Source organism: Yoonia sp., assembly GCF_965660735.1.
GTDB lineage: Bacteria > Pseudomonadota > Alphaproteobacteria > Rhodobacterales > Rhodobacteraceae > Yoonia.
The window spans coordinates 58,960-83,554 of sequence record NZ_CBFIBD010000003.1 but is presented as its reverse complement, the minus strand read 5'-3'; the positions used below and the strand labels follow the sequence as shown (position 1 = coordinate 83,554).

The 24,595-nt window shown below is 59.2% G+C and carries 24 protein-coding genes; 8 read left to right on the top strand and 16 right to left on the bottom strand.

Annotated elements, in window-relative coordinates:
* Positions 1 to 2: 2 nt before the first annotated feature.
* The 11 genes from ACTG4B_RS02850 to bhcR form a co-directional block, all read right to left on the bottom strand.
* Positions 3 to 1,034, bottom strand: coding sequence for a TRAP transporter substrate-binding protein (locus ACTG4B_RS02850; RefSeq protein WP_439154170.1), 1,032 nt, complete (start codon positions 1,032 to 1,034; stop codon positions 3 to 5).
* Between the two features lie 24 nt (positions 1,035 to 1,058).
* A complete protein-coding gene (locus tag ACTG4B_RS02845) occupies positions 1,059 to 1,883 on the bottom strand; it encodes a putative hydro-lyase (protein ID WP_439154169.1) in 825 nt (274 codons plus the stop codon).
* An 87-nt stretch (positions 1,884 to 1,970) separates the two neighbouring features.
* Positions 1,971 to 2,852, bottom strand: a complete 882-nt coding sequence (locus tag ACTG4B_RS02840; RefSeq protein ID WP_439154168.1) for a LysR family transcriptional regulator — start codon at positions 2,850 to 2,852, stop codon at positions 1,971 to 1,973.
* Positions 2,853 to 2,921: 69 nt separating this feature from the next.
* Positions 2,922 to 4,649: a SulP family inorganic anion transporter gene (locus ACTG4B_RS02835; protein WP_439154167.1), complete on the bottom strand. Its 1,728-nt coding sequence runs from the start codon at positions 4,647 to 4,649 to the stop codon at positions 2,922 to 2,924.
* Between the two features lie 64 nt (positions 4,650 to 4,713).
* Entirely contained in the window at positions 4,714 to 6,387 is a 1,674-nt protein-coding gene (locus tag ACTG4B_RS02830) for a TIGR01244 family sulfur transferase (RefSeq protein WP_439154166.1), read from the bottom strand.
* Positions 6,388 to 6,403: 16 nt separating this feature from the next.
* On the bottom strand, positions 6,404 to 7,285 hold the full coding sequence (locus tag ACTG4B_RS02825; RefSeq protein ID WP_439154165.1) for an MBL fold metallo-hydrolase: 882 nt from the start codon (positions 7,283 to 7,285) through the stop codon (positions 6,404 to 6,406).
* Positions 7,286 to 7,313: 28 nt separating this feature from the next.
* Entirely contained in the window at positions 7,314 to 7,748 is a 435-nt protein-coding gene (locus ACTG4B_RS02820; RefSeq protein ID WP_439154164.1) for a DUF6691 family protein, read from the bottom strand.
* A gap of 4 nt (positions 7,749 to 7,752) precedes the next feature.
* Positions 7,753 to 8,184, bottom strand: coding sequence for a YeeE/YedE family protein (locus ACTG4B_RS02815; protein WP_439154163.1), 432 nt, complete (start codon positions 8,182 to 8,184; stop codon positions 7,753 to 7,755).
* Between the two features lie 2 nt (positions 8,185 to 8,186).
* On the bottom strand, positions 8,187 to 8,399 hold the full coding sequence (locus tag ACTG4B_RS02810) for a YgaP family membrane protein (RefSeq protein WP_439154162.1): 213 nt from the start codon (positions 8,397 to 8,399) through the stop codon (positions 8,187 to 8,189).
* Positions 8,400 to 8,490: 91 nt separating this feature from the next.
* Positions 8,491 to 9,129, bottom strand: a complete 639-nt coding sequence (locus ACTG4B_RS02805; protein WP_439154219.1) for a Crp/Fnr family transcriptional regulator — start codon at positions 9,127 to 9,129, stop codon at positions 8,491 to 8,493.
* Positions 9,130 to 9,303: 174 nt separating this feature from the next.
* Entirely contained in the window at positions 9,304 to 10,131 is an 828-nt protein-coding gene (bhcR, locus tag ACTG4B_RS02800; RefSeq protein ID WP_439154161.1) for an HTH-type transcriptional regulator BhcR, read from the bottom strand.
* 161 nt (positions 10,132 to 10,292) lie between these two features.
* Here bhcR and bhcA point away from each other — a divergent pair, with 161 nt between their 5' ends.
* From bhcA to ACTG4B_RS02775, 5 genes are all read left to right on the top strand, one after another.
* Positions 10,293 to 11,483, top strand: coding sequence for an L-aspartate--glyoxylate aminotransferase BhcA (gene bhcA, locus ACTG4B_RS02795; protein ID WP_439154160.1), 1,191 nt, complete (start codon positions 10,293 to 10,295; stop codon positions 11,481 to 11,483).
* Entirely contained in the window at positions 11,483 to 12,454 is a 972-nt protein-coding gene (gene bhcB / locus ACTG4B_RS02790; protein WP_439154159.1) for a beta-hydroxyaspartate dehydratase BhcB, read from the top strand. Before bhcA ends, bhcB begins: the two co-directional genes overlap by 1 nt.
* A gap of 12 nt (positions 12,455 to 12,466) precedes the next feature.
* Positions 12,467 to 13,630 carry a 3-hydroxy-D-aspartate aldolase BhcC gene (bhcC, locus tag ACTG4B_RS02785; protein WP_439154158.1) on the top strand — a complete coding sequence of 388 codons (1,164 nt, stop codon included), beginning with the start codon at positions 12,467 to 12,469 and terminating at the stop codon, positions 13,628 to 13,630.
* Positions 13,631 to 13,718: 88 nt separating this feature from the next.
* Complete coding sequence (bhcD, locus tag ACTG4B_RS02780) at positions 13,719 to 14,684, top strand: iminosuccinate reductase BhcD (RefSeq protein ID WP_439154157.1); 966 nt, start codon at positions 13,719 to 13,721, stop codon at positions 14,682 to 14,684.
* 140 nt (positions 14,685 to 14,824) lie between these two features.
* A complete protein-coding gene (locus ACTG4B_RS02775; protein ID WP_439154156.1) occupies positions 14,825 to 15,415 on the top strand; it encodes a rhodanese-like domain-containing protein in 591 nt (196 codons plus the stop codon).
* Between the two features lie 57 nt (positions 15,416 to 15,472).
* Here the strand turns inward: ACTG4B_RS02775 and ACTG4B_RS02770 are convergent, their stop codons facing one another.
* The 4 genes from ACTG4B_RS02770 to ACTG4B_RS02755 all read right to left on the bottom strand — a co-directional run bounded on the left by ACTG4B_RS02770 (position 15,473) and on the right by ACTG4B_RS02755 (position 19,826).
* Positions 15,473 to 16,930, bottom strand: coding sequence for a uracil-xanthine permease family protein (locus tag ACTG4B_RS02770; protein WP_439154155.1), 1,458 nt, complete (start codon positions 16,928 to 16,930; stop codon positions 15,473 to 15,475).
* Positions 16,931 to 16,967: 37 nt separating this feature from the next.
* Entirely contained in the window at positions 16,968 to 17,447 is a 480-nt protein-coding gene (locus tag ACTG4B_RS02765; RefSeq protein WP_439154154.1) for an ureidoglycolate lyase, read from the bottom strand.
* Positions 17,444 to 18,844: an allantoinase PuuE gene (gene puuE / locus ACTG4B_RS02760; RefSeq protein WP_439154153.1), complete on the bottom strand. Its 1,401-nt coding sequence runs from the start codon at positions 18,842 to 18,844 to the stop codon at positions 17,444 to 17,446. The genes ACTG4B_RS02765 and puuE overlap by 4 nt, the downstream gene beginning before the upstream one ends.
* Positions 18,845 to 18,905: 61 nt before the next feature.
* On the bottom strand, positions 18,906 to 19,826 hold the full coding sequence (locus ACTG4B_RS02755) for a LysR family transcriptional regulator (RefSeq protein WP_439154152.1): 921 nt from the start codon (positions 19,824 to 19,826) through the stop codon (positions 18,906 to 18,908).
* Between the two features lie 91 nt (positions 19,827 to 19,917).
* On the opposite strand from ACTG4B_RS02755, the gene ACTG4B_RS02750 reads away from it, so the two are divergent.
* Together ACTG4B_RS02750 and ACTG4B_RS02745 are read left to right on the top strand one after the other, a co-directional pair.
* Positions 19,918 to 21,138, top strand: coding sequence for a urate hydroxylase PuuD (locus ACTG4B_RS02750; RefSeq protein ID WP_439154151.1), 1,221 nt, complete (start codon positions 19,918 to 19,920; stop codon positions 21,136 to 21,138).
* 66 nt (positions 21,139 to 21,204) lie between these two features.
* On the top strand, positions 21,205 to 22,827 hold the full coding sequence (locus tag ACTG4B_RS02745) for an alpha-glucosidase (RefSeq protein WP_439154150.1): 1,623 nt from the start codon (positions 21,205 to 21,207) through the stop codon (positions 22,825 to 22,827).
* Positions 22,828 to 22,908: 81 nt separating this feature from the next.
* Here ACTG4B_RS02745 and rpe read toward each other — a convergent pair whose 3' ends face one another.
* Entirely contained in the window at positions 22,909 to 23,589 is a 681-nt protein-coding gene (rpe, locus tag ACTG4B_RS02740; RefSeq protein ID WP_439154149.1) for a ribulose-phosphate 3-epimerase, read from the bottom strand.
* Positions 23,590 to 23,741: 152 nt separating this feature from the next.
* On the opposite strand from rpe, the gene ACTG4B_RS02735 reads away from it, so the two are divergent.
* On the top strand, positions 23,742 to 24,575 hold the full coding sequence (locus tag ACTG4B_RS02735) for an AraC family transcriptional regulator (RefSeq protein ID WP_439154148.1): 834 nt from the start codon (positions 23,742 to 23,744) through the stop codon (positions 24,573 to 24,575).
* Positions 24,576 to 24,595: the final 20 nt, after the last annotated feature.

Here is a 24,595-nt window from a genome sequence, read left to right as displayed (position 1 = left end):
GCTTAGTTAATGGTCACGCCAACGACCTGGCCAACGCTGTCGTTCCAGCGCGCGGCCCAGTCGGCACCGGCACGTTCAGCCCATTCAGGCAACACCTCGCTGGTGAGGATTTCACGAGCCTTGGCAAAGTCTTCCTCGCTTGCTTCGACCAGCACCATCGACCGCGCCTCACCCGATGGGCATTCCCCGTTGCCTGTCAGGCAGGCGATATCATTGACAAGCGCATCCTGCGCGCTGGCCCATGCGGGGTCTTCAAAGCCGGTGACGATCTGTTCCTGGATCAGTGCCTGTGTGTCGGCGTCAAGGCTGTTCCACTTGTCCATGTTCATGGCCGTCACAACCGGATCCCAGCCGCCCAGCGGCAGCGGCATCAGATGCGTGGACACTTCCCACCAGCCAGCAGAATACCCCGACCCGGCACCGGTGACGGCACAATCAACAACACCGTTCTGCAATGCGCCAGGAACTTCGGCAAAGGACACGTTCACGCCTTCGGCGCCCAGCGCTTCCAGCAGTTTGGCTGTCATGCGGCCAGATGCGCGGACCTTCAGGCCCTGCATGTCATCAAGGCTGGTGATCTCTTCGTTGCAGAATACGACCTGTGGCGGATACGGGGCGATGGCCAGCACCTTGGAATTGAAACGGTCACGATAGATATCATCGACCATCGGGCGGGCGGCATCGACCATCGCGCGGGCTTCTTCCGCAGTCAGCGCCAGCAGAGGCACATCAAGCCCTTCCAGTTCAGGCGCGTCGGCGACCGCGTAATCGGCCACCGTCATCGCCACATCATAAACGCCCTGGCCCAGCAAGGGATAGATATCGCCCAGACCCAGACCCATCTGGTTGTGGGTGGTCAGTTCGACCGTGATGTCACCACCCGATGCGGCGGGCAGGATTTCGTTCCAGAACGGCGCCTCGTATGCGCCATGCAGCGGCAGGCTTGACCAGCTGCCGACGACCGAAAAGTTTTCAGCATGCGCTGGCAGAACCAGTGCCGTAGTGGCCGCAAGGGCCGTCAGTGTAATACGCATCGTATGTCTCCTTGTTGATGTCTGTTATTGGTTGTTCAAAACGGTGGTTTCGGCGTCTTCAGCCACATCCGCAATCAGCATGTGACCGGGCGCATGGGTGATGCAGATCGGCAGTCTGGCATCCAGCAACACGTTTTGCGGGGTCACGCCGCAAGCCCAGTATACAGGGACTTCGCCGGTGCGAATCTCGACCGGCTCGCCCCACTCTGGATTGGCCAGATCGTTGATCCCGATCATGGCAGGGTCACCCGTGGCAATCGGCGCCCCGTGCGCCTGCGGAAACTGCGCGCTGATCTGATGTGCAGCGATCACTTGATCGCTGGGGATCGGGCGCATGGTCACCACCATTTCACCCGCGAAAGGACCGGCAGGCGCCAGCGGGATGTTGGACCTGTACATCGGCACATTGCGCCCCATTTCGATATGCCGCACCGGAATACCCGCACCCATCAGCGCGTTTTCAAAGGTGAACGAACAACCCAGCGCCACCGTGACCAGATCATCGGCCCACAGGTCTGCAATATCGGTGGTTTCTTCAGCCAGCACGCCATCGCGAAACACACGGTACCGGGGCACGTCATGGCGGATGTCGATGTCATGCCCCAACGTCGGCAAAAACGGGTTGCCGGTATCGCTGACGCCGACAATCGGACATGGTTTGGGGTTACGCAGGCAAAACCGCAGAAAATCCAGCGCGTGACGTTCGGGCAAGATCGCCAGATTGCACTGCAACTTGCCCGCCGCCAAACCAGAAGTCTGCCCACCGTATGACCCGGCCCGAATGGCGGCGCGCACATCCGCCGCCGACAGGCCGACAAGGTCACTATGTGAAACTGTAGTCTTGTTCATCTCAGCTGTCCCTGATTTCGGACAGCATCACATATCAGTTACAATTCAGGCAAATTATCATTCTTGATCACTCATGATCCATTTTTTTTATGCCCTATGTTCCGCCCGGTCCCAGTCCTGCGCCACATCCCGCGCAATTTTTGCCGTGTCTTCAACCAGAAAGCTGCGCGGCTCTGATACGTAAGACGCCGTGAACTGCAATGGCTGCGGATAAATACCTGGATCAAATTCAACAATCCGCCCTGCCTCTAGCAGGGCCGATGCCAGCGCCCGCGGATAGGGGCCAACGGCGATTCCCTCGGCAATCATCTTGAGGCTTGCAGATAGCGACGCCGATGCAAAGACCCGCACCTTGGGTCCATGTCGCTGCGATAGCTCTGACATCAGTTCGCGGTAGGGGCGCGTCTGGCTGGAATAGGAAATGACAGGGATCTGCGTCAGATCCGTCTGCGGGTTGGACACTGCGCGATACCAATGCAAATCAAACGACGGCAGCGGCACATTCTGCACCGAAAATTCCGAAATCGGACCCATCAGAAAAACCAGATCAATGCGGCGTTCCAACAGTGCCGCCCGCAGGTTAAGCGAAATGTCGACTGTCAGTTCCACGTTGACCCTAGGGTATTTTTCGCTGAACGCCTTGAGGAATAGCGGAAGCCACGACTGCGCAATCGTTTCCGATGCCCCGATCCGCAGCAACCCTTCGGATTCCGATGAATTGGCGACGCGCTGTTTGATTTCCTCTTCGACGAACAGCATCTGTTCGGCATAGGTCAGCAACAGCGACCCTTGCCGCGTCAGCACCAGTGCGCCCTGCCCGCGTTCGAACAGGGGCGCGCGCAATTCTTCCTCGAGGTTGGCAATCCGGGTGGAAACAGCAGGTTGTGACAGGTGTAACCGTTCGGCGGCCTTGCGAAATCCGCCCAGACGGGCCACCCACAGAAACGTTCTGATCTGTTCAAAGGTCATCGCCCATCCATTTTATTGATCAATTTTTGAAATCATCAATAACATGGAAGGGGCGACCTGAAAGCTGTTTCAGGCTAGCGCAGGCTGGCCCCGCGCCGCGCCAGCCGCTTCGAACTGGGTCAGGAAGACATCGCCGGTCAATTCGTCCAGGAAATGCGATGTTTTCAGCCTGTCCATGACGGGGCCCTTCACCTCTGACAGGTGCAGTTTTACGTCCATTTCCGCCAGCCGGGTGTTGATCGCCTCTAGCGATTCAAGCGCGCTGAGGTCGATTTCGTTGATCGCGGAACATTGCAGGATCACATGGCGAATATCCTTGTCCCTGGCCACGCGGGAATGAATGTAGTCTTCCAGGTACCGGGCATTGGCAAAATACAGGCTTTCGTCCACCCGCAATGTCAGCACCTTTGGGTCGGTTTCCACCTTGTGACGCAGCACATTGCGGAAATGCTCGGTGCCCGGAACAAGGCCGACCTCTGCGATATGGGGGCGCGACGTTTTGTAAAGATGCAGCAGGATCGACAGGGCAACACCGGCCGAGACACCGGCCTCGACACCCACGCCAAGCGTCAGCAGAATGGTCGCCAGAACGGCAGCGAAATCGGCCTTGGAATAGGCCCAACTGCGCTTCAGAATACTGAAATCCACCAGGCTGAGGACAGCGACGATGATCGTCGCAGCCAGCGTCGCCTTGGGCAGAAAGAAAATCAGCGGCGTCAGCGCGACAGCGGCAATCGCCAGCCCGACAGCGGTGAACGCACCGGCGGCTGGTGTTTCCGCCCCCGCATCAAAGTTCACGACCGACCGCGAAAAACCGCCCGTGACGGGGAAACCGCCGGTAAACGCAGCACCGACATTGGCGGCGCCCAGCCCGATCAGCTCTTGGTCAGGGTCAATGCGTTGGCGTTTTTTGGCCGCCAGCGTCTGCGCGACAGAAATCGATTCAACGAAACCGATGATCGAAATCAGAAACGCCGGCAGCAAAAGCTGGCGCAGCAATTCAGGGGAAAAGGAGGGCAGCGTCAGCGGTGGCAGGCTTTGCGGCACGTCGCCCACAATGCTGACCCCTGCATCGGACAGGCCAAACCCCCAGACCGCCACGGTCGTGGCGACGACAGCGGCAACCGGTCCGGCCTTGGTGATCACATCGGCCAACCCTGCCCCGACGCCCATCTTGCGCAGCGCAGGCTTCAACCCTTTACGGACCCAGAACAAAAAGGCGGTCGCGCTAATCCCGATGATGGCCGTAATCCAGTGGATCTGCCCCAGATGGCTGACCAGCGACACGAACAGATCAAGCAGGTTATGCCCCTCTGCCTCGATCCCGAGGATATGTTTCAACTGGCTGGCGGCAATGATGATCCCCGATGCAGTGATAAAACCCGCAATCACCGGGTGCGACAGGAAATTCGCGACGAAGCCCAACCGCAGCAACCCCATGGCCAGCAGGATCGCACCAGACAACGCGGCCAGCGACAGCGCCGCAACAGCATAGCCCATGGTGCCTTGTTCAACGATGTTGCTCAGGGCGGCGGCCGTCATCAGCGACACGACGGCCACAGGCCCGACCGCCAAGGCACGGCTGGTGCCGAACACTGCATAAAGGATGATCGGCGCGATCGAGGCGTATAGCCCCGCCTCGGGCGGCAGCCCCGCCAAGAGCGCATAAGCCAATGATTGCGGGATCAGCATGATCGTCACGATCACGGCCGCGATCATGTCGTTGCCAAAGGTTTTGCGGTTATAGGTCCGCCCCCAGTCAAGAATGGGCAGGTATTTGGTCAGATTGGCCGACATGGGAATGCTCGATACATCAAGGGTTCAGGGGGAACCCGCCCGGGCCACCGGACGGGAACAGGGCTTATTTGACGGTGACCTTTTCCGGCTTGGCCATCCATTCACGGCCCTTCAACATCGCCTTCCAATAGACCGGCGGCAGAATTTTTTCCTTCAAAAGCCACGCCGCGCGGCTTGGCTTGGTGCCGTCAATCAGAAATTTAGGAAAGCTGGGCAGCAAAGTGCCGCCATAGCCGAATTCCGCCAGAACGATCTTGCCGCGCTCCACTGTCAGCGGGCAGGAACCATAGCCGTTATATTGCGCAACAGGCGCACGACCGGCCATGTCGGCCACGACATTTTCCGCAACCACCGGTGCCTGCATCCGCGCAGCAGCCGCTGTTTTCGCGTTGGGCGCATTCATTACATCACCAAGTGACCAGATGTTTTCATAGGTCTTGTGGCGCAGTGTCGCCTGATCCACATCGACCCAGCCTGCCGCATCCGCCAGCGGCGACACGCGAATGAAATCGGGGGCCGTCTGTGGCGGGCAGACATGCATCATGTCAAAGTCCATCTCGACGCGTTCCACCGGGGTGTCCGGCTTGGCCACATCAAACCACGCTTTTTTCGCAGGGCCGTCGACCGCGACAAGGTTGTGAAAGAAATTCAGGTTTACACCGTATTTCTTGACGTATTCCTCTAGCGCGGGAACGTAATCCTTGACGCCGAACAGCACACCACCGGCGTTGTTGAACTGAATATCAATGTCATTCAGCACGCCCCGGCGGCTCCAGGCATCGGCGGACAGATACATGGCCTTTTGAGGGGCACCGGCACATTTGATCGGCATCGGCGGCTGGGTAAAAATGGCCCGGCCAGATTTCATCCCTCTGACCAGTTCCCATGTGTAAGGCGCCAGATCATAGCGGTAATTCGACGTCACCCCATTCTTGCCCAGCGTATCCACCAGACCTTCGACCTTGTGCCAGTCCAGTTTCAGCCCCGGACAAACGATCAGGCGTTTATATTTCACCACGCGGCAGCCATCGAGGATCACCGCGTCGTTCTTGGGTTCAAAGGCAGCGACAGCGGATTTGATCCAATGCACACCCTGAGGGATCAGCGAACCCATGGTGCGCACGGTGTCAGAGGCTTCGAAAATGCCGCCGCCGACCATTGTCCAGCCGGGTTGGTAGTAATGCACATCGGCAGGATCAATGATCGCAATTTCAAGGCCCGGTTTGCGGGCATGCAGGCTGGACGCGACAGCAATCCCCGCAGCACCGCCGCCGACGATCACGACCTCATAGGTCGCATCGGCCTGATCTGTCGGGGTTTTGCCGCCATTCGCGATCCGGCGCACCACGCCTGCCATGTCGTAACCGGCGGCCTTGGTGGTGGCTAGAATGTCGGAAACCGCCAGTGTGTCGGCCTTGGCCAGCGACCACAGGGTCGCTGACCGGGTACCGGTCCGGCAATAGGCAAGCACGGGACCAGGAAGATCGCCAAGCGCCTTGTCAAACGCATCGGCATCGTCGTCAGAGACTTTACCAGCCACGATGGGCTGATAAACCGCCTCGATCCCCAGTTCGCGGGCCGCTGTCGCAACATCCTCGAAATTGGGCTGATCGGGCGCTTCACCGTCGGGTCGGTTGCAGATGATCGATCGAAACCCTGCGTCATGCACCGCCTGCAAGTCGGCGGGCATGATCTGGGGCGTGACAGACACACCTGATGTGAGCTTCTTGAATTCCATCTGCATCTTCTCCGACTTACAGTCCGTTGACCGGCACTTTGAGCATGGGGTTGCCGTCTTTGTCCCTCGGGATTTCACCGGCACGCATGTTCACCTGCAGCGATGGAATGATCAGCTTTGGCATGTCCAGCTGCGCATCACGTTCGGTGCGGAACTTGATAAAGTCCTCGCGCGTTTTGCCCGCACCCACATGGATGTTGTGCGCCTTTTCTTCGCCCACGGTGGTTTCCCACTGAATGTCGCGGCCGTTCGGGCCATAGTCGTGGCACATGAACAATCGCATGTCGTCGGGCAGCGCCAGCACCTTTTGAATGCTGTCATACAGCTGACCGGCATCGCCACCGGGGAAATCGGCGCGGGCCGACCCGCCATCGGGCATGAACAGCGTATCCCCGACAAAGGCCGCATCACCGATCACATGCACCATGCAGGCCGGCGTGTGGCCGGGGGTATACATGGCGAATGCATCCATGTTGCCGATCTTGTAGGTATCACCGTCTTCGAACAGCTTGTCGAACTGCGACCCGTCACGCTGGAATTCGGTGCCTTCGTTAAAGATCTTGCCGAACACATCCTGCACGACCATGATCTTGGCGCCGACGCCGATCTTACCGCCCAGTTTTTCCTGGATGTATGGCGCGGCTGACAAGTGATCCGCATGGACATGGGTCTCGATGATCCAGTCAAGGGTCAGGCCACGGTCCTGCACTTCCTTGATCAGCGCATCGGCATGATCATAGGTGATCCGGCCAGCGGCATAGTCGATGTCCATCACGCTGTCGATGATCGCACAGTGATCGCTGTCAGGATCCTTGACAATATAGCTGATGGTGTTCGTCGCCGCATCGAAATGGGCGGATACGTCCGGTTTGACGTTCATATTGACAGGATAAGTCATGTTTTCAGTTCCTTTTTTCTGTCGTCATTCAAGCGGTTGCACTGCGCGTCTGGCGCATGCGGTTCATGATATTCACTGCAAAGATGCCAGCCAGCAGGGCCGCAACAAAGATAAAGACCTCGGATTTGCCGGTGCCCAGCGCAGGCAGGGCGCCGCCGGGACAGAACCCGGCAATCCCCCAGCCGATGCCAAAGACAGCCGAACCACCGATCAGTGGCAGGTCAAGGTCACGGCGCGTTGGCAACTGGAACTTTTGCTCCAGCATCGGCGCGGGCCGTTTCAGAACGAACCGGTAACCGATAAATGTCACCACGACGGCCCCCCCCATCACGAAGATCAGGCTGGGGTCCCATGTGCCGGCCACGTCGAAGAAGTTCAGCACCTTGGCGGGGTTCGCCATCCCCGAGATGGAAATGCCCACCCCGAAGATCAACCCGATGATATAGCTTGCGATCAAACGCATTGGATTACCCTCCTATCACGTGGCGCAGGACATAGACTGTCAGCCCGGTGGTGATCATGAATGTGATGACGGCGGCGATGGATCGCGGCGACAACCGGGCCATGCCGCAGACACCGTGCCCCGACGTGCAGCCAGATCCATAGGTGACGCCAAGTCCGACGATAAAACCGCCGATGATCAGCATCGGCGTGGATACGGGGACCTGCACGGCGGGCATCTGCCCCGTCAGCAGTGAAATGACCAGCGGCCCGCTGACCATCCCGGCCAGCACGGCGGCCCGCCATGACCAGTCAGACCAGCTTGCCGGGTAAAGCAGGCCGCCCAGAATGCCGGTCGCCCCCATGATACGGCCAAGACTGGCCATCAAAAGCACAGAGGCCACGCCGATCAGCGCGCCCCCACCCAGTGATTGCCAAGGTGTAAAAACTGTTTCCATTGTCATACCTTACAAGTTCGGATGCCAAAAATTGTGTAGAGCGGGCAAAACCGCATTGTGGATGTTGCCAGCATCACGATACCCGCAACAATCATGACGTAGTTGAGCCATGTCATTCCAAAAAGGCCCATACCGCCGATCAACGGTGCCGCAATCAGAACCAGGCCTGCGATCAGCCGCAGCAGACGATCGGCTTTTCCCATATTTGCAGTCATTTCAGCGACTCCTTTTGTGTAAAACTAAGATGGTTCTACACAAGCCGACTCGGTCTGTCGGTGACATTGTCACTGAACGGAAAAGATTGCCCTAAATGTTTCTGTCCGCCAGCTTTTCAAGCTGCGCACGTTCCTGCAGCGTGACGGTGCCGCGCGACTGTGCAATCCAGCCGCGTCGCTGGAATTCCTGCAACTGGCGCGAAATCACTTCGCGCGCGGTGCCCAGTTCGACCGACAGCTTTTGGTGTGTTGTCGCAATGCTTTGCCCGCCCTCGGACAGTTCTATCAGCTTTTGCGCCAGGCGGACGTCGATCCGCTGAAATGCGACCTCATCCACCATCAGGAACAGGTCGGTGATCCGCTTGGAAAAGGCGGCAAAAACGAAACTGCGGAACGACTGCGACTGCGCGACCAATGCGTCAAAGACATCGCGCGGTATCGCAGCCGCCTGAATGTCTGTTTCGGCAATCCCTTCGGCGGAATAATCATCATACGCCAAAAGACAGGCGGTCGTCAGCACACAGCTTTCTCCGGCGTGAATACGATACAGAACGATTTCCCGGCCCGTGTCGGACACCTGCTGCACACGAACCGTGCCATCAAGCAGAAACAGCATGTTTTCAGGCGACTTGCCCGGCCCGAACACAACTGTCCCCGCAGGAACTGTCAGGATCTTGCTGCGGTCCAGCAACAGTTCCTTGACCTCGGGCTTTAGGCGGGACAGGCCCATAAAACGTTCGATCCACTGATCTGTCTGGGTCGCTTGCGTCACTTTGCACCTCATGCTGGCAGGGCCGTCACTCGGCCCACTGTCAAAATGAATATGGACATAATGCGGCCCTTTTGCCAGCCGCAGAGCACAGCCATCCCGAGACAAGGGGCACCGGCCGTCGTGGACGGGATTTTAGCCAACAGGCCGGTTGTTGCCGCCGATTGCCAACGTCAATCGCGCCGCTGCATCCATCACCGGCTGGGCCAGCCCCGCGATCTTGTCAATCGTGATACGTGTGGTCGGACCCGACACCGATACCCCTGCCACCGCTTCCCCGAATACGTTATAGACCGGGGCAGCGATACAACGCATGCCCAGATTACGTTCTTCCGCATCGATCGCATACCCGCGCGCGCGCGCAGCGTGAAGGTCAGCGATCATCGCATCGGGATCTGTCAGCGTATGCGGCGTGAACTGTTCCAGCTTGCCCTGCGCCAAAATGCGGCGCTGGCGGGTATCGTCCATCCGGCAAAGCAGTGCCTTGCCAATGCCGGATGCATGCATCGCCGACACCGTGCCGGGCGGAAAGAACGCGCGGATCGTCGCGTGGGTCTCGACCTGCCCCAGAAACAGGACCTGGCCATCCCGCTCAATCCCAAGGTTCGCGGTTTCGCCGGTAATCTCCATCAGGTCGCGCATGATCGGCCTTGCGCGCTCGACAAGCGATGTGCGGCGCAAAAACTGCGACCCGGTCAGAAACGCCACAGCGCCGATGTTCCAAACCTGGTTCTGCGCGTCGAAATCTACAAACCCACGCCCCTGAAACGTCGTCAGCACGCGGTAAATCGTGGCAGGCGACTGGCCCAGCGCGCTGGCAATCTCGGACAGCGTACCGCCCTGCATGTCGCCCAACGCGACCAGAACCTCTAGCGCGCGATCCAGTGATTTGATGGTATTCTGGGGGGCCTTGTCATCCCAAGCCTTGGGGCGACCGCGGGCCTTTTTGCCGTCTTCTTGCACTTTAAAACCCTTCTGAAATTGTTTTTCACAATATGAAAAATACAAGCCACTGACAACAAACAATTTTCTCTAATTTTACTTTTATGAAAAAACTTTTCAAAAAAATTGTCTGGCGCATCGGGCTCTGCCACAACACGCTCAACCTAATGGAGGATAGGCGCATGAGCTTTCAAAACCCCGTATTCATCCCCGGCCCGACCAATATGCCAGAGGCAATCCGCAAGGCATGCGACATGCCGACAATCGACCATCGGTCGCCACTGTTCGGGAAAATCCTGCACCCCGTGCGCGCCAATGTCCAAAAAATCCTGAAATCCGACACGGCCGAAGTGTTCATCTTTCCATCCACCGGCACCGGCGGCTGGGAAACCGCGATTAGCAATACGTTGTCGGCCGGCGATACAATTCTGGCCGCCCGCAACGGGATGTTCAGCCATCGTTGGATCGACATGTGCCAGCGCCACGGACTGAACGTGCAGATCGTCGAAACGCCTTGGGGGCAGGGTATCCCTGCCGACCGCTATGCCGAGGCGCTGGCCGCTGACAAGGACCACAAGATCAAGGCGGTGCTGGCCACCCACAATGAAACAGCGACCGGCGTGAAATCGGATATTGCTGCCGTGCGTCGCGCCATGGACGCCGCCGGACACCCTGCGTTGCTGTTTGTCGATGGGGTCAGTTCGATCGCGTCGATGGATTTCCAGTTCGACGCCTGGGGTGTCGATGTGGCCGTGACCGGGTCGCAAAAGGGATTCATGCTGCCTGCCGGTCTGGCCATTCTTGGCTTCAGCGCCAAGGCTGTTGCCGCCACGAAAACCGCGCAACTGCCACGCACCTTTTTCGATATCAATGACATGACCAAGGGATATGCCGCCAACGCCTATCCTTATACGCCCGCTGTCGGGCTGATGAACGGACTGTTGCTGGCGACCGAAACACTGCTCGCCGAAGGGCTGGAAAACGTCTTTGCCCGCCATCACCGCATTGCATCGGGCGTGCGCGCCGCAGTCGATGCATGGGGATTGACCCTATGCGCCGCGACACCGGATCTTTATTCTGATACAGTTAGTGCGATCGTGACCCCCGAAGGGTTCAACGCGACCGACATTGTCACCCATGCGGCTGAAAAATACGGCGTTGCATTCGGTGTCGGCCTTGGCGAAGTTGCAGGCAAGGTGTTCCGCATTGGCCATCTTGGCAGCATGACCGATGTCATGGCCCTGTCCGGCATCGCCACCGCGGAAATGTGCATGGTGGATCTTGGGCTGAACATCAAACTTGGGTCCGGCGTCGCAGCGGCACAGGAATACTATCGCGGTAGCGTCGCCCAACGCCTTGAGGACGCAGCGTAATGAAAGACCAGAACGACATGTATATTCCGACCTTTGATGACGTGATCGCAGCGCACGAACGGATCAAACCCTATATCCACCGCACGCCGGTCCTGACGTCCAGCTATCTGAACGAGCTGACAGGCGCGGAATTGTTCTTCAAATGCGAGAACTTTCAAAAGGCCGGGGCGTTCAAGGTGCGTGGCGCATCGAACGCGGTGTTCGGCCTGTCTGACGCAGAGGCCGCCAAGGGCGTCTGCACCCATTCGTCGGGCAATCACGCGCTGTCGCTGTCCTATGCGGCGGGCCGCCGGGGTATTCCTTGCAACGTCGTGATGCCGCGCACCGCGCCAGAGGCGAAAAAGGCCGCCGTGCGCGGTTATGGCGGGATCATCACGGAATGCGAGCCCTCGACTACATCCCGCGAGGAAGTGTTCGCGCAGGTGCAGGCGCGCACCGGGGGCGATTTCGTGCATCCCTACAATGACCCGCGCGTGATCGCAGGCCAGGGCACCTGCAGCCGCGAGTTCATGGAACAGACCGGCGGTGTGGATATCATGGTCGCCCCCATCGGTGGCGGCGGCATGATTTCCGGCACCTGCCTGACCCTGTCCAACATCGCGCCCGAGGTTCAGATCATCGCATCGGAACCCGAACAGGCCGATGACGCCTATCGCAGCTTCAAGGCCGGTCACATCATCGCCGACGATGCGCCGGTCACGATTGCGGACGGGCTCAAGGTGCCGCTGAAAGACCTGACATGGCATTTCGTCAGCAACTACGTCACCGATATCTTTACCGCCTCTGAGCAGGAAATCATCGACGCGATGAAACTGACCTGGGAACGGATGAAGATCGTGATGGAACCAAGCTGCGCCGTGCCATTGGCCACCATCATCAAGAACCGCGATTTTTTCAAAGGCAAGCGCGTCGGTGTCGTAATCACCGGCGGCAATGTTGACCTTGATAAACTGCCCTGGATGCAGGGCTAAGGGAGAGAAGACATGAACGATATGAGCAACCTCAAGAACCTCGAAGTGGGTTATGACGTCCCCGCCCTGCCCGGCATGGACGAGGCCGACATCCAGACCCCCTGCCTTGTGCTGGATCTGGATGCACTGGAACGCAACATCAAGAAAATGGGCGATTTCGCCAAATCACACGGCATGCGCCACCGGGTTCACGGCAAAATGCACAAATCCGTCGATGTGGCCCTGTTGCAGGAGAAACTGGGCGGGTCTGTCGGCGTCTGCTGCCAAAAGGTGTCCGAAGCCGAAGTGTTCGCCCGTGGCGGCATCAAGGACGTGCTGGTGTCCAACCAGGTGCGCGATCCGCAGAAAATCGACCGTCTGGCGCGTATCCCCAAGCTGGGCGCGCGCGCGATCTGCTGTGTCGATGACATGGACAACATTGCCGATCTGTCCGCCGCCGCGCAAAAGCATGGCACGCAGATCGAGTGCCTTGTGGAAATCGACGTGGGCGCGGGCCGTTGCGGCGTGCAATTCGGCCAGCCTGTCGTGGATCTTGCCAAAGCGATCGAGGCCGCACCGGGACTGAAATACGCTGGCATTCAAGCCTATCAGGGCGCAATGCAGCACCTTGATTCCTACGAGGAACGCAAGGCCAAGACCCAGATCGCCATTGATCAGGTCGCTGAAACGCTGAGAATGCTGAAGGCAGAAGGCATTGAATCAGACATCGTCGGCGGTGGTGGCACCGGGTCGTATTATTTCGAAAGCGCGTCGGGCGTGTTCAACGAACTTCAGTGCGGTTCTTATGCCTTTATGGATGCGGACTATGGGCGTATCCGCGACAAGGACGGCAACCGGATCGATCAGGGCGAATGGGAAAACGCGCTGTTCATCCTGACATCGGTGATGAGCCACGCCAAACCCGATAAGGCCATCGTTGATGCCGGTCTCAAGGCGCAGTCGGTCGATAGCGGCCTACCCACGATCTATGGTCGCGACGATGTGGAATACATCAAATGTTCCGATGAACATGGCGTCGTGGCCGACCCCAAGGGCGTGCTCAAGGTGAATGACAAGCTGAAACTGGTCCCCGGTCACTGCGACCCGACCTGCAACGTGCATGACTGGTATGTCGGTGTGCGGGGCGGCAAGGTCGAAGTGCTGTGGCCTGTATCGGCCCGGGGCAAGGCCTATTGATAAAGGCCATTTCGGGGAAAACCTGATACGCCAAAACGACAAGGGTCGGCCTGACAGGCCGGCCCGTTTTTCCAACAAGGACCAAGACATGATTATCGTTCCCGAAAAAGAAATCGCAGGCCTGCTGACCCGCGCCGACGCCTTTGACGCCGTCGAAAAGGTGTTTGCGTCCATGTCCAAGGGCAGCGCCTACAACTTTCCCGTGATCCGCGAGGCGATCGGCTATGAGGACGCGCTTTATGGCTTCAAGGGCGGTTTTGACAAAGCCGGAATGGCGCTTGGCCTCAAGGCGGGCGGGTATTGGCCGAACAACCTCGAAAAACATGGCCAGATCAACCACCAGTCGACGGTATTCCTGTTCGATCCCGATACCGGCATGGTCAAGGCGATGGTAGGTGGCAACCTTTTGACCGCACTGCGCACTGCTGCGGCATCGTCCGTGTCGATCAAGCATTTGGCCCGCAAAGACGCAAAGGTCATGGGAATGGTTGGCGCGGGACATCAGGCAACTTTCCAACTGCGTGCCGCACTGGAACAGCGCGCATTCGAAAAAGTCATCGGCTGGAACTATCACCCCGAAATGCTGCCCAACATCGAAAAGGTCGCAAACGAGGCTGGCGTCCCCTTTGAAGCGGTCACGCTGGAAGGTATGGCCGAGGCAGACGTCGTGATCTCGATCACCTCGACTTTTGCGCCATCGATCATGGCCAACCACATCAGCCCTGGCACCCACATCGCCTGCATGGGCACCGACACCAAGGGCAAGCAAGAAGTCGAGGCCGCCCTGCTGGCCCGTGCGACCGTTTTCACCGATGAAACCGCGCAATCGGTCACGATTGGCGAGGCGCAGCACGCCATTGCCAGCGGTCTGATCACGCAAAACGATATCTTCGAGATCGGCGCGGTCATCAACGGCACCCATCCGGGCCGGACCAGTGCGGATGAAATCACCCTGTTCGATGGCACCGGCGTCGGGTTGCAGGATCTGGCGGTCGCGTCGTCGATCGTCGATCTTGCGATTGAAAAGGGCGTCGCCACCGAAGTGGAATTCTGAACTACCCCATTCAATCATGCGCAGGGGATCATGCATTGGACCCCTGCGCGCAACGCTGACCTTGTCATTGATCAATGACGCAGCAGCCGGCAGCGGTTAGGCTCACTCTTGAATCATACATGCCAAGAGAGGAGCCCCTTATGAAAACCATTGCCTTGACCATCGCCCTGACACTTGCCGCAGGCACCACCTTTGCCGAAACCGAGGTGGGCATCACCAGCGATATGCCATCGGCCACTGTCGAAACCCCGAACGGGCCGATGACGATCGCGCGGATTCAAGACACCACCAACGAAGTTACCGGTGAATGGGCGCGCACATCGCGGCCCTGCCCCAACTTTTGCATCCAACCGATGACCCCGGCCGAAGGTGTGAAAACCATCGGCGAACTCGAACTGATCGAAATGCTGCAAGACCCCGACACGGTTGTCGTGGATAGCCGCACGCCGGATTGGTTTGCAGGCGGCACGATACCGGGGGCTGTGAACATTCCCTACACCTTTGTCCTGGATGAACTGGCGCAACTGGGCTGCGCACCGGATTTCGATGGCTGGGACTGTTCAGAGGCCAAGCAGGTCGCGCTGTTCTGTAACGGCATCTGGTGTGGCCAGTCACCGACCGCGATCCGTAACATGATCGGTGCCGGATACCCGGCCGAGCGTATTTCATATTATCGCGGCGGCATGCAGGTCTGGCGTGTGCTGGGCCTGACAGTCACGGACCCTTCATAATTCCGCAACGAAAATGCCGGCCGCAATGCGGCCGGCAAGCATTCGGATCTACAGGCGTTACTTACTGCTGGCGTGTCCGCCAGAGATTTCATCCGTGCCGTCCATATCCTGCGGCAGGATCAGGTTCAGGATGATGGCAATCACCACCGCAGGCAGAATGCCCGATGCCGCCAGCACGCGCAGCCCGTCAGGCAGGAATTGCAGCGCGTTCGGCGCGCCCGGTGCAAGGTTCAACACCTCAAGCTGCAAGCCCAGGCCGATGGACAGCGCAATCGCAAAGATCACCATGTTGCGCTTGTTCCAATCCACATCGGACAACATCGACACACCTGCCGCAACGACCATGCCGAACATCACGATAACACCACCGCCCAACACCTCTATGGGCATGGCGCGCACGATACCGCCAACTTTGGGCACCAGACCGCAGAGGATCAGAAAGATGGCACCAATCGTCACCACATGGCGGCTCATGACGCCGGTCATTGCGATCAGGCCGACATTCTGGCTGAACGAGGTATTGGGCAACCCGCCAAAAATACCGCCAATCGCCGTGCCGAAACCGTCGGCGTAGGTGGCGCCCTGGATTTCCTTGTCGGTTGCTTCGCGGCCGGCACCCCCCTTGGTGATCCCCGATACATCGCCCACAGTTTCCACCGCCGACACAAAGGCCATCAGGCAGAACCCGACCAAAGCCGCAAAGGTGAATTCAAATCCGTATTTGAACGGCGTCGGCACCATGAACCACGCCGCGTTGTTCCATTGCTGTGCAACGAACGCGGTTGTCTGCACCGGCGTTTCCCAAAAGATCGGGGTAATGAAAAGTGCATAAACATAGCCTACAATGATTCCGATCAGCACCGCAGACACCGAGAGCATACCACGGGCAAAGAATTTCAGCCCCAAGGTCACCAAGATCACGACCAAGGCGGCGGACCAGTTCATCCATGACCCGTATTCGGGGTTGTTGAACGTCTTGGCAGGCACGCCACCGGCGGCATATTCAATGCCCACCTTGACCAGCGCCAGACCGATCATCGTCACTACCAACCCTGTGACCAGCGGCGGCAGCGCAAAGCGGATCTTGCCAATCACCGTTCCCAGTAGCGCATGGAACAGACCGCCAAGGAAAACGCCTGTCAACAATGCGCCCATCGCCTCTGGGCCCTTGCCGGCAACCAGCGGGATCATGATCGGAATGAATGCAAACGACGTGCCCTGCACGATCGGCAACCTTGCACCGACAGGACCCATGCCAATTGTCTGGAACAGTGTGGCGATCCCTGCAAACAGCATCGACATCTGGATCAGATACGTCATGTCCGGGAAACCCAGCGCGCCCTGATCCGAGCCGAAACCGAAACCCGCCGCCCCCGCGATGATGATCGCAGGTGTCACATTGGATACGAACATTGCCAATACGTGCTGGATGCCCAAGGGCACCGCCCGCGCGACCCCAGGAAAATAGTCAGGATCGCGGAGCTGTTCCGGTGTCCCGATGCTTGCGTTACTCATTGTCTTGTCCCCTGTTGTTGTGCCGGTCTTTTGCCGGTCAGTCGTCGAAAATCACCCTGTAGGGCCTGTCGAAATGGTATTCCTCAAGGTTCGGCCCTTCGCTGATCCGGTCGATCACTGCAAACAGCCCCGGCCCCGACAGTGGGGTCAGCACCCCGTGCCAGACACCGCGATGAAAATTGATCGCCTCGCCCGGTGCGGTAATGAACGCCTGCGGCGCCAGGTCGTTGTCGGCAACGACCACCAGAAACGGGTCCATGCTCATCGGGATGAACGCCTGCGACCCGTCGGGGTGGCGTTCCACCAGATCAAGCGTATAGGGCAGTTGCCGCAATTCCGATCGGAACAGGCTGATGCCGACGCGCCCGTCGCCCACATCCACTTTTGCGCGGTCATGAAACCGGCCACACAGCCCCGCGTTGATGATCTTGTCCGGCGCACCGTCGCAATTCAGCACATCGCCAAAGGGCGCAAAGGCCTGCGCCGTCAGGGGGGATATAAGAATATCGTGGGTCACCTTGGCAACATGTCCTTCAACCGGTGCAGCGCGATGCGTTCCACCTGATGACAGGCCTGCGCAAACTCTGCATCCCGATCATTCTGCAAACGCGCCGCAAAAGCCGCCTTGATCGACGTCTTGTCGTGGTCACGCACGGCAATTATGAAAGGAAAACCGAATTTTTCCGTATATGCCGTATTCTGCGCCGCAAATTCCGCGCGCTCGTTGTCCGTCAGCGCATCCAGCCCGACACTTGCCTGTTCTGCCGTGCTTTCCGCCGTCAGCCGCTTGGCCGCCGCCAGTTTGCCCGCCAGATCGGGGTGCGCGGTCAGAACACCCAGCCGTTCATCCACTGATGCCGACCGGAACATCCGCGCCAGTGCGTTATGCAGGCCCACGGCGGTATCATGCGCCGGGCCCAGTTCCAGACCATGCGCGCGCTCTGCTATCCATTGTGAATGTTCGAACACCCCACCATAGGCCGCAACGAATGTGGCACGGTCCATTTGCGAAGGCCGCGCGAACCGCTGATGCGGATGGCTCGCCGCCCAATGATCTGCAATCTGTTCGCGCGTGGCAAACCACACGCCTTCATGCCCCTGCGCATATTCAATGAACTGGCGCAGCGCCTCTACCCGGCCCGGACGGCCGATCAGACGGCAATGCAGCCCGATTGACATCATGCGCCCGCCTTCGCGGTAAAGTGCATCAAAGCTGGCCTTGAGATAGTCAAAAAACTGCGTGCCTGTATTGAACCCCTGCGGCGTGGCGAAACGCATGTCGTTGGCGTCCAGCGTATACGGCACGATCAGTTGGTCGTGGCGGCTAAATTCCATCCAATAGGGCAAGTCGTCGGCATAGCTATCGGCGACGTAGGCGAATTGTCCCGTTTCGGCTGCCAGCCGGACGGTATTCACCGAACAGCGGCCTGTATACCAACCACGCGGCGCCGCGCCCACGACCTCTGTATGCAGGCGGATTGCCTCGGCCATGTCGGCGCGCTCCTGATCCTCGGGCGCGTCCTTGTATTCGATCCACTTCAGCCCGTGGCTGGCGATCTCCCAGCCTGCGTCCTTCATGGCGGCGACCTGTTGGGGGGACCGGGCCAATGCCGTGGCCACGCCATAAACCGTCACCGGCAGCCCGCCCATCAGGCGATGCAACCGCCAGAACCCGGCGCGCGCGCCGTATTCATAGATGCTTTCCATGTTCCAATGGCGCTGTCCCGGCCATGCGGCAGCGCCCACGATTTCCGACAGAAACGCCTCGGACGCGGCATCGCCATGCAGGATATTATTCTCGCCGCCTTCTTCGTAGTTCAGAACGATCTGCACGGCGATGCGCGCGCCGCCCGGCCAGTTGGCCTCGGGCGGGTTCGCACCATAACCGGTCATGTCGCGCGGGTATCTTTGCATGCGGGCACACTCCTGTTGGTTAACCTCTATTCCAAAACAATGCTGGTGTTTTTCAAATAAATCACGAAGCACTTTCGGCAGAGCGGACCGCCACCCCGATCCGTTCAATCATGAACTCCATGAAAAGTCGGGTCTTTGGGTCCTGGTGTCGCCTGTGTGTATAAAGACAGGCCATCTGCACCGGTGTCGGCGGGGTGGCGGCGGCGACGATGATCAGGGCACCGGTCGCCAGATGCTCGGCCACTTCAAACCGCGGCTTCATCGCCACACCCTGCCCGGTCAGCGCCCAATCGGTCAGCACATCGCCATCGTCGCTTTCCAACCGCCCCGCCACGCGAAACCGCTGCGGGCCATCAGGTGTCTGTAGCAGCCACTGAAACTCTGACGCGCCCGGAAAACGCAGGTTCAGGCATTCATGCCTGTCACGCACCAGCGCCGTGCCATCCAGCGGATGACCACGCCGCGCAACATATTCAGGGGCCGCCACCAGCACCCGCGACACATCCGCGATCTTGCGGATGCGCAGGTTGCTGTCCGCAGGCTGGCCCAGATGAAACGCCACATCCAGCCCCTCGGCGGTCATATCCACATTCCGGTCCGTCAGCCGCAGACGCACGTCAATCAGCGGATACTCTGCCGTGAAATCGGGCACATGCGGCGCGATCAGCCGCCGCCCCACCCCCAATGGCGCCGCGACATGCAACTGCCCCTTGGGGTTTTCGGTAAGGTCCATCACCTGCCCTTCGGCATAGGCGACGGCATCCAGCACGGAACACGCCCCGCCATAAAACGCCTTGCCCTGCGCCGTGGGCGTCAGACTGCGCGTCGTGCGCTGGAACAGACGCACCGACAGATGATCCTCCAGCGCCGAGATCCGGGCCGACGTGACAGCCGGCGAAATCCGCAGATCACGCCCGGCGGCAGACATTGACCCCAACTCGTAGACGCGCACAAAAGTCTTGATATTGTCGAGATAGGACATTCTTCGCCATTTTTTGATAGAGCTTGGTAATATCAGGGAATACAAGATAACCGCGACGCTGGCTAGACTGGGCGGCAAAAGGGGACCGACAATGTATGATATCGCAATTCTCTGGGACTGGCTGGCCTTTGCAGTGCGTTGGCTGCATGTCATCACTGCCATCGCCTGGATCGGGTCGTCGTTCTATTTCATCGCACTCGACCTGTCATTGAACCGCAATATCGACGGCCCGGCGGATGGCGAAGAATGGCAGGTCCACGGCGGCGGTTTTTACCACATCCAGAAATATCTGGTCGCCCCTGCGGCGATGCCCGAACACCTGACCTGGTTCAAATGGGAAAGCTACGCGACATGGCTGTCCGGGGCCGCGATGCTGGCGGTGGTTTACTGGCTTGGGGCCGAGCTCTACCTGATCGACCCCGCCAAAGCCGATCTGGCGATCTGGCAGGGCATCGCGATCTCTGCTGCCTCGCTGGCCGTGGGTTGGGTGATCTACGACCAGCTGTGCAAGTCGCCCCTTGGTAACCAGCCAACCACGCTGATGGTGCTCTTGTTCATCCTGCTCGTCGCAATGTCATGGGGCTATGATCAGGTGTTTACAGGCCGTGCCGCGCTGCTGCATCTGGGGGCCTTCACCGCCACGATCATGACCGCCAATGTGTTCTTCATCATTATGCCGAACCAGCGCATCGTAGTGGCGGACCTCAAGACCGGGCGCACGCCGGACCCGAAATACGGCAAGATCGCCAAGCTGCGGTCAACACATAACAACTACCTCACCCTGCCGGTGATCTTTCTGATGCTGTCAAACCACTACCCGCTGGCCTTCGGCACGCAATACGCGTGGATCATCGCCGCACTGGTGTTCCTGATGGGCGTCACGATCCGGCATTACTTCAACTCCATGCACGCCCGCAAAGGCAAACCCACGTGGACATGGGCGGTCACCGTCATCCTGTTCATCCTGATTGCATGGCTGTCCACCGTGCCCGGGTATGAAACCTATGAAGAGGCCGAGGCACGCGCGCTGACCCCTTACGAACAACGCTTCGCGGCAGCGGATGGCTTTGCCGATGCACACCAGATCGTCACCGGGCGCTGTTCAATGTGCCACGCCCGCGAACCGGTCTGGGACGGGATGCATTGGGCACCCAAAGGCGTGTTCCTTGAAACCGAAAGCGACGTCGCGAAATACGCCCGCCAAATTTATCTTCAGGCTGGCGTCAGCCACGCCATGCCGCCCGCAAACATCACCGATCTCCCGCCCGAGGACCGCGCCAAACTCGTCGCATGGTATCGCGCAGGCACGTAAGGCAATTTCACCCTTCCATCCGCTGCTTGTTTTGTTAGCGTTAACAAAACCCGAAGGAGCCGCAAGATGCGCGAATGGTGGCGTGACGCCGTAATCTACCAGATCTACCCCCGGTCCTTTCAGGACGATAACGGCGACGGTATCGGTGACCTGAAAGGGATCACAAGGCGACTGGATCATGTGGCATCGCTGGGCGTGGATTGCATCTGGCTGTCACCGATCTTTCCCTCGCCGCAAAAGGACATGGGCTATGATGTGTCCGATTACACCGGCATCGACCCACTGTTCGGCACGCTGGATGATTTCGACACGATGATCGCGCGCGCACATGAACTGGGGCTGAAAGTCATCACAGATCAGGTGCTGTCGCATACCTCCGACCAGCACCCGTGGTTCAAACAATCGCGCCTGTCACACGACAACGACAAATCCGACTGGTATGTCTGGGCCGATCCCCTGCCTGATGGGTCACCCCCCACCAACTGGCACAGCCATTTCGGCGGCCCGGCATGGGAATTCGACCCACAGCGCGGTCAGTATTACCTGCACCATTTTCTGGCCAGCCAGCCCGACCTGAATTTCCACAACCCCGACGTGGTCGATGCCATCCTGGAAACGTGCAAGTTCTGGCTTGACCGCGGCCTTGACGGATTTCGACTGGACACCGTGAACTACTATTTCCACGACCGGCAACTGCGATCCAATCCCCCCGCTCAAACCCGGCCACAGGTCATGGCGACAGACCTCTACGGGATGCAGGAAAACCTGTATAACAAGACGCGCCCGGAAAACCTGGAATTTCTGGAAAAACTACGCGCGCTGACCGACCGTTACGACGACATCATGATGGTCGGCGAAGTGGGTGAAATGGGCGGCAAGTCCATTCGCATCATGGGCGAATATACCGCCAGCACCAATCGCCTGCATATGGCCTACAGCTTTGCCATGCTGGGGCCGGATTACAGCCCCGACCATTTCCGCAGTTGTATCGAAGGCTTCCAGCAGGGCGCGCCCGACGGGCACCCGAAATGGTCGTTTTCCAACCACGACGTGCCCCGCCACGTCAGCCGCTGGGCGGAATACGCAGTGTCAGAGGACCACATGGCACGCCTGTCCTGCGCGATGCTGCTGGCCTTCGAAGGCACCATCGGCATCTATCAGGGCGAAGAACTGGGCCAGATCGAAACGGAACTGACCTATGATGAACTGACCGACCCGCCCGCGCTGCGGTTCTGGCCTGCGGTCAAGGGGCGCGACGGCTGCCGCACACCGATGGTCTGGGAATCCGACGCCCCCAACGCGGGTTTCAGCAGTGGCACGCCATGGTTGCCGGTCAAAGCCCCGCAAATCACGCGTGCCGTCGATGCGCTAGAAGCCGCCGAACACAGCATCCTGCATTTCTATCGCAAGTCTATCGCCTTTCGCAAAGCCAGCCCCGCGATGACGCACGGCAAGACCCGGTTCATTGACTTGCCCCACCCGCTGCTCGCCTTTACGCGCAGCGCCGCAGGACAAACCCTGACCTGCGTGTTCAATCTGTCAAAAGACGATCAGCAACTCCACCTTGACGGCACGGCCTCGTTATCCGGCCCGCACAACGGCGCGCTGGCAGGCCAAATCCTGCACCTGCCCGGCAATGGCTTTGCCTACCTTGAACACGATGGCCCCTTGTCACTTGCGACAGGCTGACGGCACAGGCATCCGCTTCTTCAGAGCTTAAATATCCGCGGGGGGCCCGCAGGGCGGGGGCAGCCAGCCCCCTGCAACGGCTCAGCCCGCGGCAGCGTTGCGAATGGCGCGGATATTCGCACCATATGGTGCCGGATCGCTGACCGACCCACCGCGAAACACTGCCGAACCTGCGACCAGCACGTCGGCACCCGCTGCCGCGACCAGCGGGGCGGTCGTCGGGTCCACGCCGCCGTCGATTTCGATATGGATGGGGCGGTCAGCGATCATGCTGCGCAACCGGCGCACCTTGCGCGTCATGTCGATGAATTTCTGCCCGCCAAAACCGGGGTTCACCGTCATGACACAAACCAGATCGACCATATCCAGCAATTCCGCTACCGCATCCGCAGGGGTGCCGGGGTTCAGCGCGACACCCGCCTTGGCCCCGGCGCCACGGATCGCCTGCAAGGTGCGGTGGATATGTGCGCCGGCCTCGACATGGGCGGTGATGATATCGGCGCCGGCCTGCGCAAAAGCGTCGATATAAGGATCGACCGGCGAAATCATCAGATGCACATCCATGACGCCCTTGATATGTGGGCGAATCGCCGCGCACATCGCCGGGCCAAAGGTGATATTAGGCACGAAATGCCCGTCCATCACGTCAACATGGACCCAATCGGCCCCCTCCGCCTCGATCGCTTCGCATTCCGCGCCGAAATTGGCAAAATCCGCCGACAGGATCGACGGGGCAATCTTGATGGAACGATCAAAGGACATCGGATACCTCTTGCATGTTTGGCAGCGCTTTAGCCTGCCCGAGAGCCATTGTCACGCCGCAACACACGGTTTGCCTTGCCATGACAGAACCAAAAAACCATTGGCATGACGAAAAATGCTGCGGTGCAGAATTTTCTATGGTAATTTGACCTATGGGCAAAACACTTTTTCACCGCGATATTCTTCTGAACGGCGCACAGGTCCACCTGACGCGCGCTACGCTGACGCCAGAGCGGCCAAAGGCGCTGCACGATCACGACTTTTTTGAACTTTTCTGGGTGCAGAACGGCAATGTACGGCATCATCTGCCCGATGGCGGCACGACACTGGACGAGGGCAGCATGATCTTCCTGCGCCCCGGACAGGCGCATGCGGTGCAGGGGCGCGGCGAACATGCGTTGATCGTGTCTCTTTGTATTCACCCGCAAGTGATCGCAGCACTGGCGCAGCGTCACCCCGGCCTTGCTGGCCACCTCTTCTGGACGGACGGGCCACCGACGCGACGTTACCGCGATATCCGGCAGTTGGCGGCACTGAACCATGCGGCTGTTCTGCTGGAACGCAGCCAGCGCGACACGCTGGCACTCGAAGGATTCCTGTTGCCGCTTTGCGCCGATCTGACGGCGCAAAACTTCCCTCCCGGCATGCCCGCGTGGCTGGCCGCAGCCTGCACCGCCGCACATGACCCCGCCGTTTTCCGCGAGGGGGCCGCCGGGCTGGTGGCGCTGACCGGCAAGGCGCATCCGCATGTCAGCCGCAGTATGCGCAAATATCTGGCACAGACGCCATCTGACTATATCAACAGGATCCGGATGGATCACGCTGCCCGCGCACTGACCACCGACGCCGACCCCGTCGCGCAAATTGCTGTTGATTGCGGTGTCCCGAACATGTCGCATTTTCACAAATTATTCCGCGCCGCCCACAGGCTGACACCGCTGCAATACCGGCAGAAATTCCAGCGCCAGATCGTGCAGCCGACGTAACATTTGACCAAACGGTCAAA

Coding starts and splice junctions, on each gene's coding strand:
- ACTG4B_RS02850 (WP_439154170.1), bottom strand. CDS start 1,034: ATGCGTATTACACTGACGGCCCTTGCGGCCACTACGGCACTGGTTCTG.
- ACTG4B_RS02845 (WP_439154169.1), bottom strand. CDS start 1,883: ATGAACAAGACTACAGTTTCACATAGTGACCTTGTCGGCCTGTCGGCG.
- ACTG4B_RS02840 (WP_439154168.1), bottom strand. CDS start 2,852: ATGACCTTTGAACAGATCAGAACGTTTCTGTGGGTGGCCCGTCTGGGC.
- ACTG4B_RS02835 (WP_439154167.1), bottom strand. CDS start 4,649: ATGTCGGCCAATCTGACCAAATACCTGCCCATTCTTGACTGGGGGCGG.
- ACTG4B_RS02830 (WP_439154166.1), bottom strand. CDS start 6,387: ATGGAATTCAAGAAGCTCACATCAGGTGTGTCTGTCACGCCCCAGATC.
- ACTG4B_RS02825 (WP_439154165.1), bottom strand. CDS start 7,285: ATGACTTATCCTGTCAATATGAACGTCAAACCGGACGTATCCGCCCAT.
- ACTG4B_RS02820 (WP_439154164.1), bottom strand. CDS start 7,748: ATGCGTTTGATCGCAAGCTATATCATCGGGTTGATCTTCGGGGTGGGC.
- ACTG4B_RS02815 (WP_439154163.1), bottom strand. CDS start 8,184: ATGGAAACAGTTTTTACACCTTGGCAATCACTGGGTGGGGGCGCGCTG.
- ACTG4B_RS02810 (WP_439154162.1), bottom strand. CDS start 8,399: ATGACTGCAAATATGGGAAAAGCCGATCGTCTGCTGCGGCTGATCGCA.
- ACTG4B_RS02805 (WP_439154219.1), bottom strand. CDS start 9,129: ATGGGCCTGTCCCGCCTAAAGCCCGAGGTCAAGGAACTGTTGCTGGAC.
- bhcA (WP_439154160.1), top strand. CDS start 10,293: ATGAGCTTTCAAAACCCCGTATTCATCCCCGGCCCGACCAATATGCCA.
- bhcB (WP_439154159.1), top strand. CDS start 11,483: ATGAAAGACCAGAACGACATGTATATTCCGACCTTTGATGACGTGATC.
- bhcC (WP_439154158.1), top strand. CDS start 12,467: ATGAACGATATGAGCAACCTCAAGAACCTCGAAGTGGGTTATGACGTC.
- bhcD (WP_439154157.1), top strand. CDS start 13,719: ATGATTATCGTTCCCGAAAAAGAAATCGCAGGCCTGCTGACCCGCGCC.
- ACTG4B_RS02775 (WP_439154156.1), top strand. CDS start 14,825: ATGAAAACCATTGCCTTGACCATCGCCCTGACACTTGCCGCAGGCACC.
- ACTG4B_RS02770 (WP_439154155.1), bottom strand. CDS start 16,930: ATGAGTAACGCAAGCATCGGGACACCGGAACAGCTCCGCGATCCTGAC.
- puuE (WP_439154153.1), bottom strand. CDS start 18,844: ATGCAAAGATACCCGCGCGACATGACCGGTTATGGTGCGAACCCGCCC.
- ACTG4B_RS02755 (WP_439154152.1), bottom strand. CDS start 19,826: ATGTCCTATCTCGACAATATCAAGACTTTTGTGCGCGTCTACGAGTTG.
- ACTG4B_RS02750 (WP_439154151.1), top strand. CDS start 19,918: ATGTATGATATCGCAATTCTCTGGGACTGGCTGGCCTTTGCAGTGCGT.
- ACTG4B_RS02745 (WP_439154150.1), top strand. CDS start 21,205: ATGCGCGAATGGTGGCGTGACGCCGTAATCTACCAGATCTACCCCCGG.
- rpe (WP_439154149.1), bottom strand. CDS start 23,589: ATGTCCTTTGATCGTTCCATCAAGATTGCCCCGTCGATCCTGTCGGCG.
- ACTG4B_RS02735 (WP_439154148.1), top strand. CDS start 23,742: ATGGGCAAAACACTTTTTCACCGCGATATTCTTCTGAACGGCGCACAG.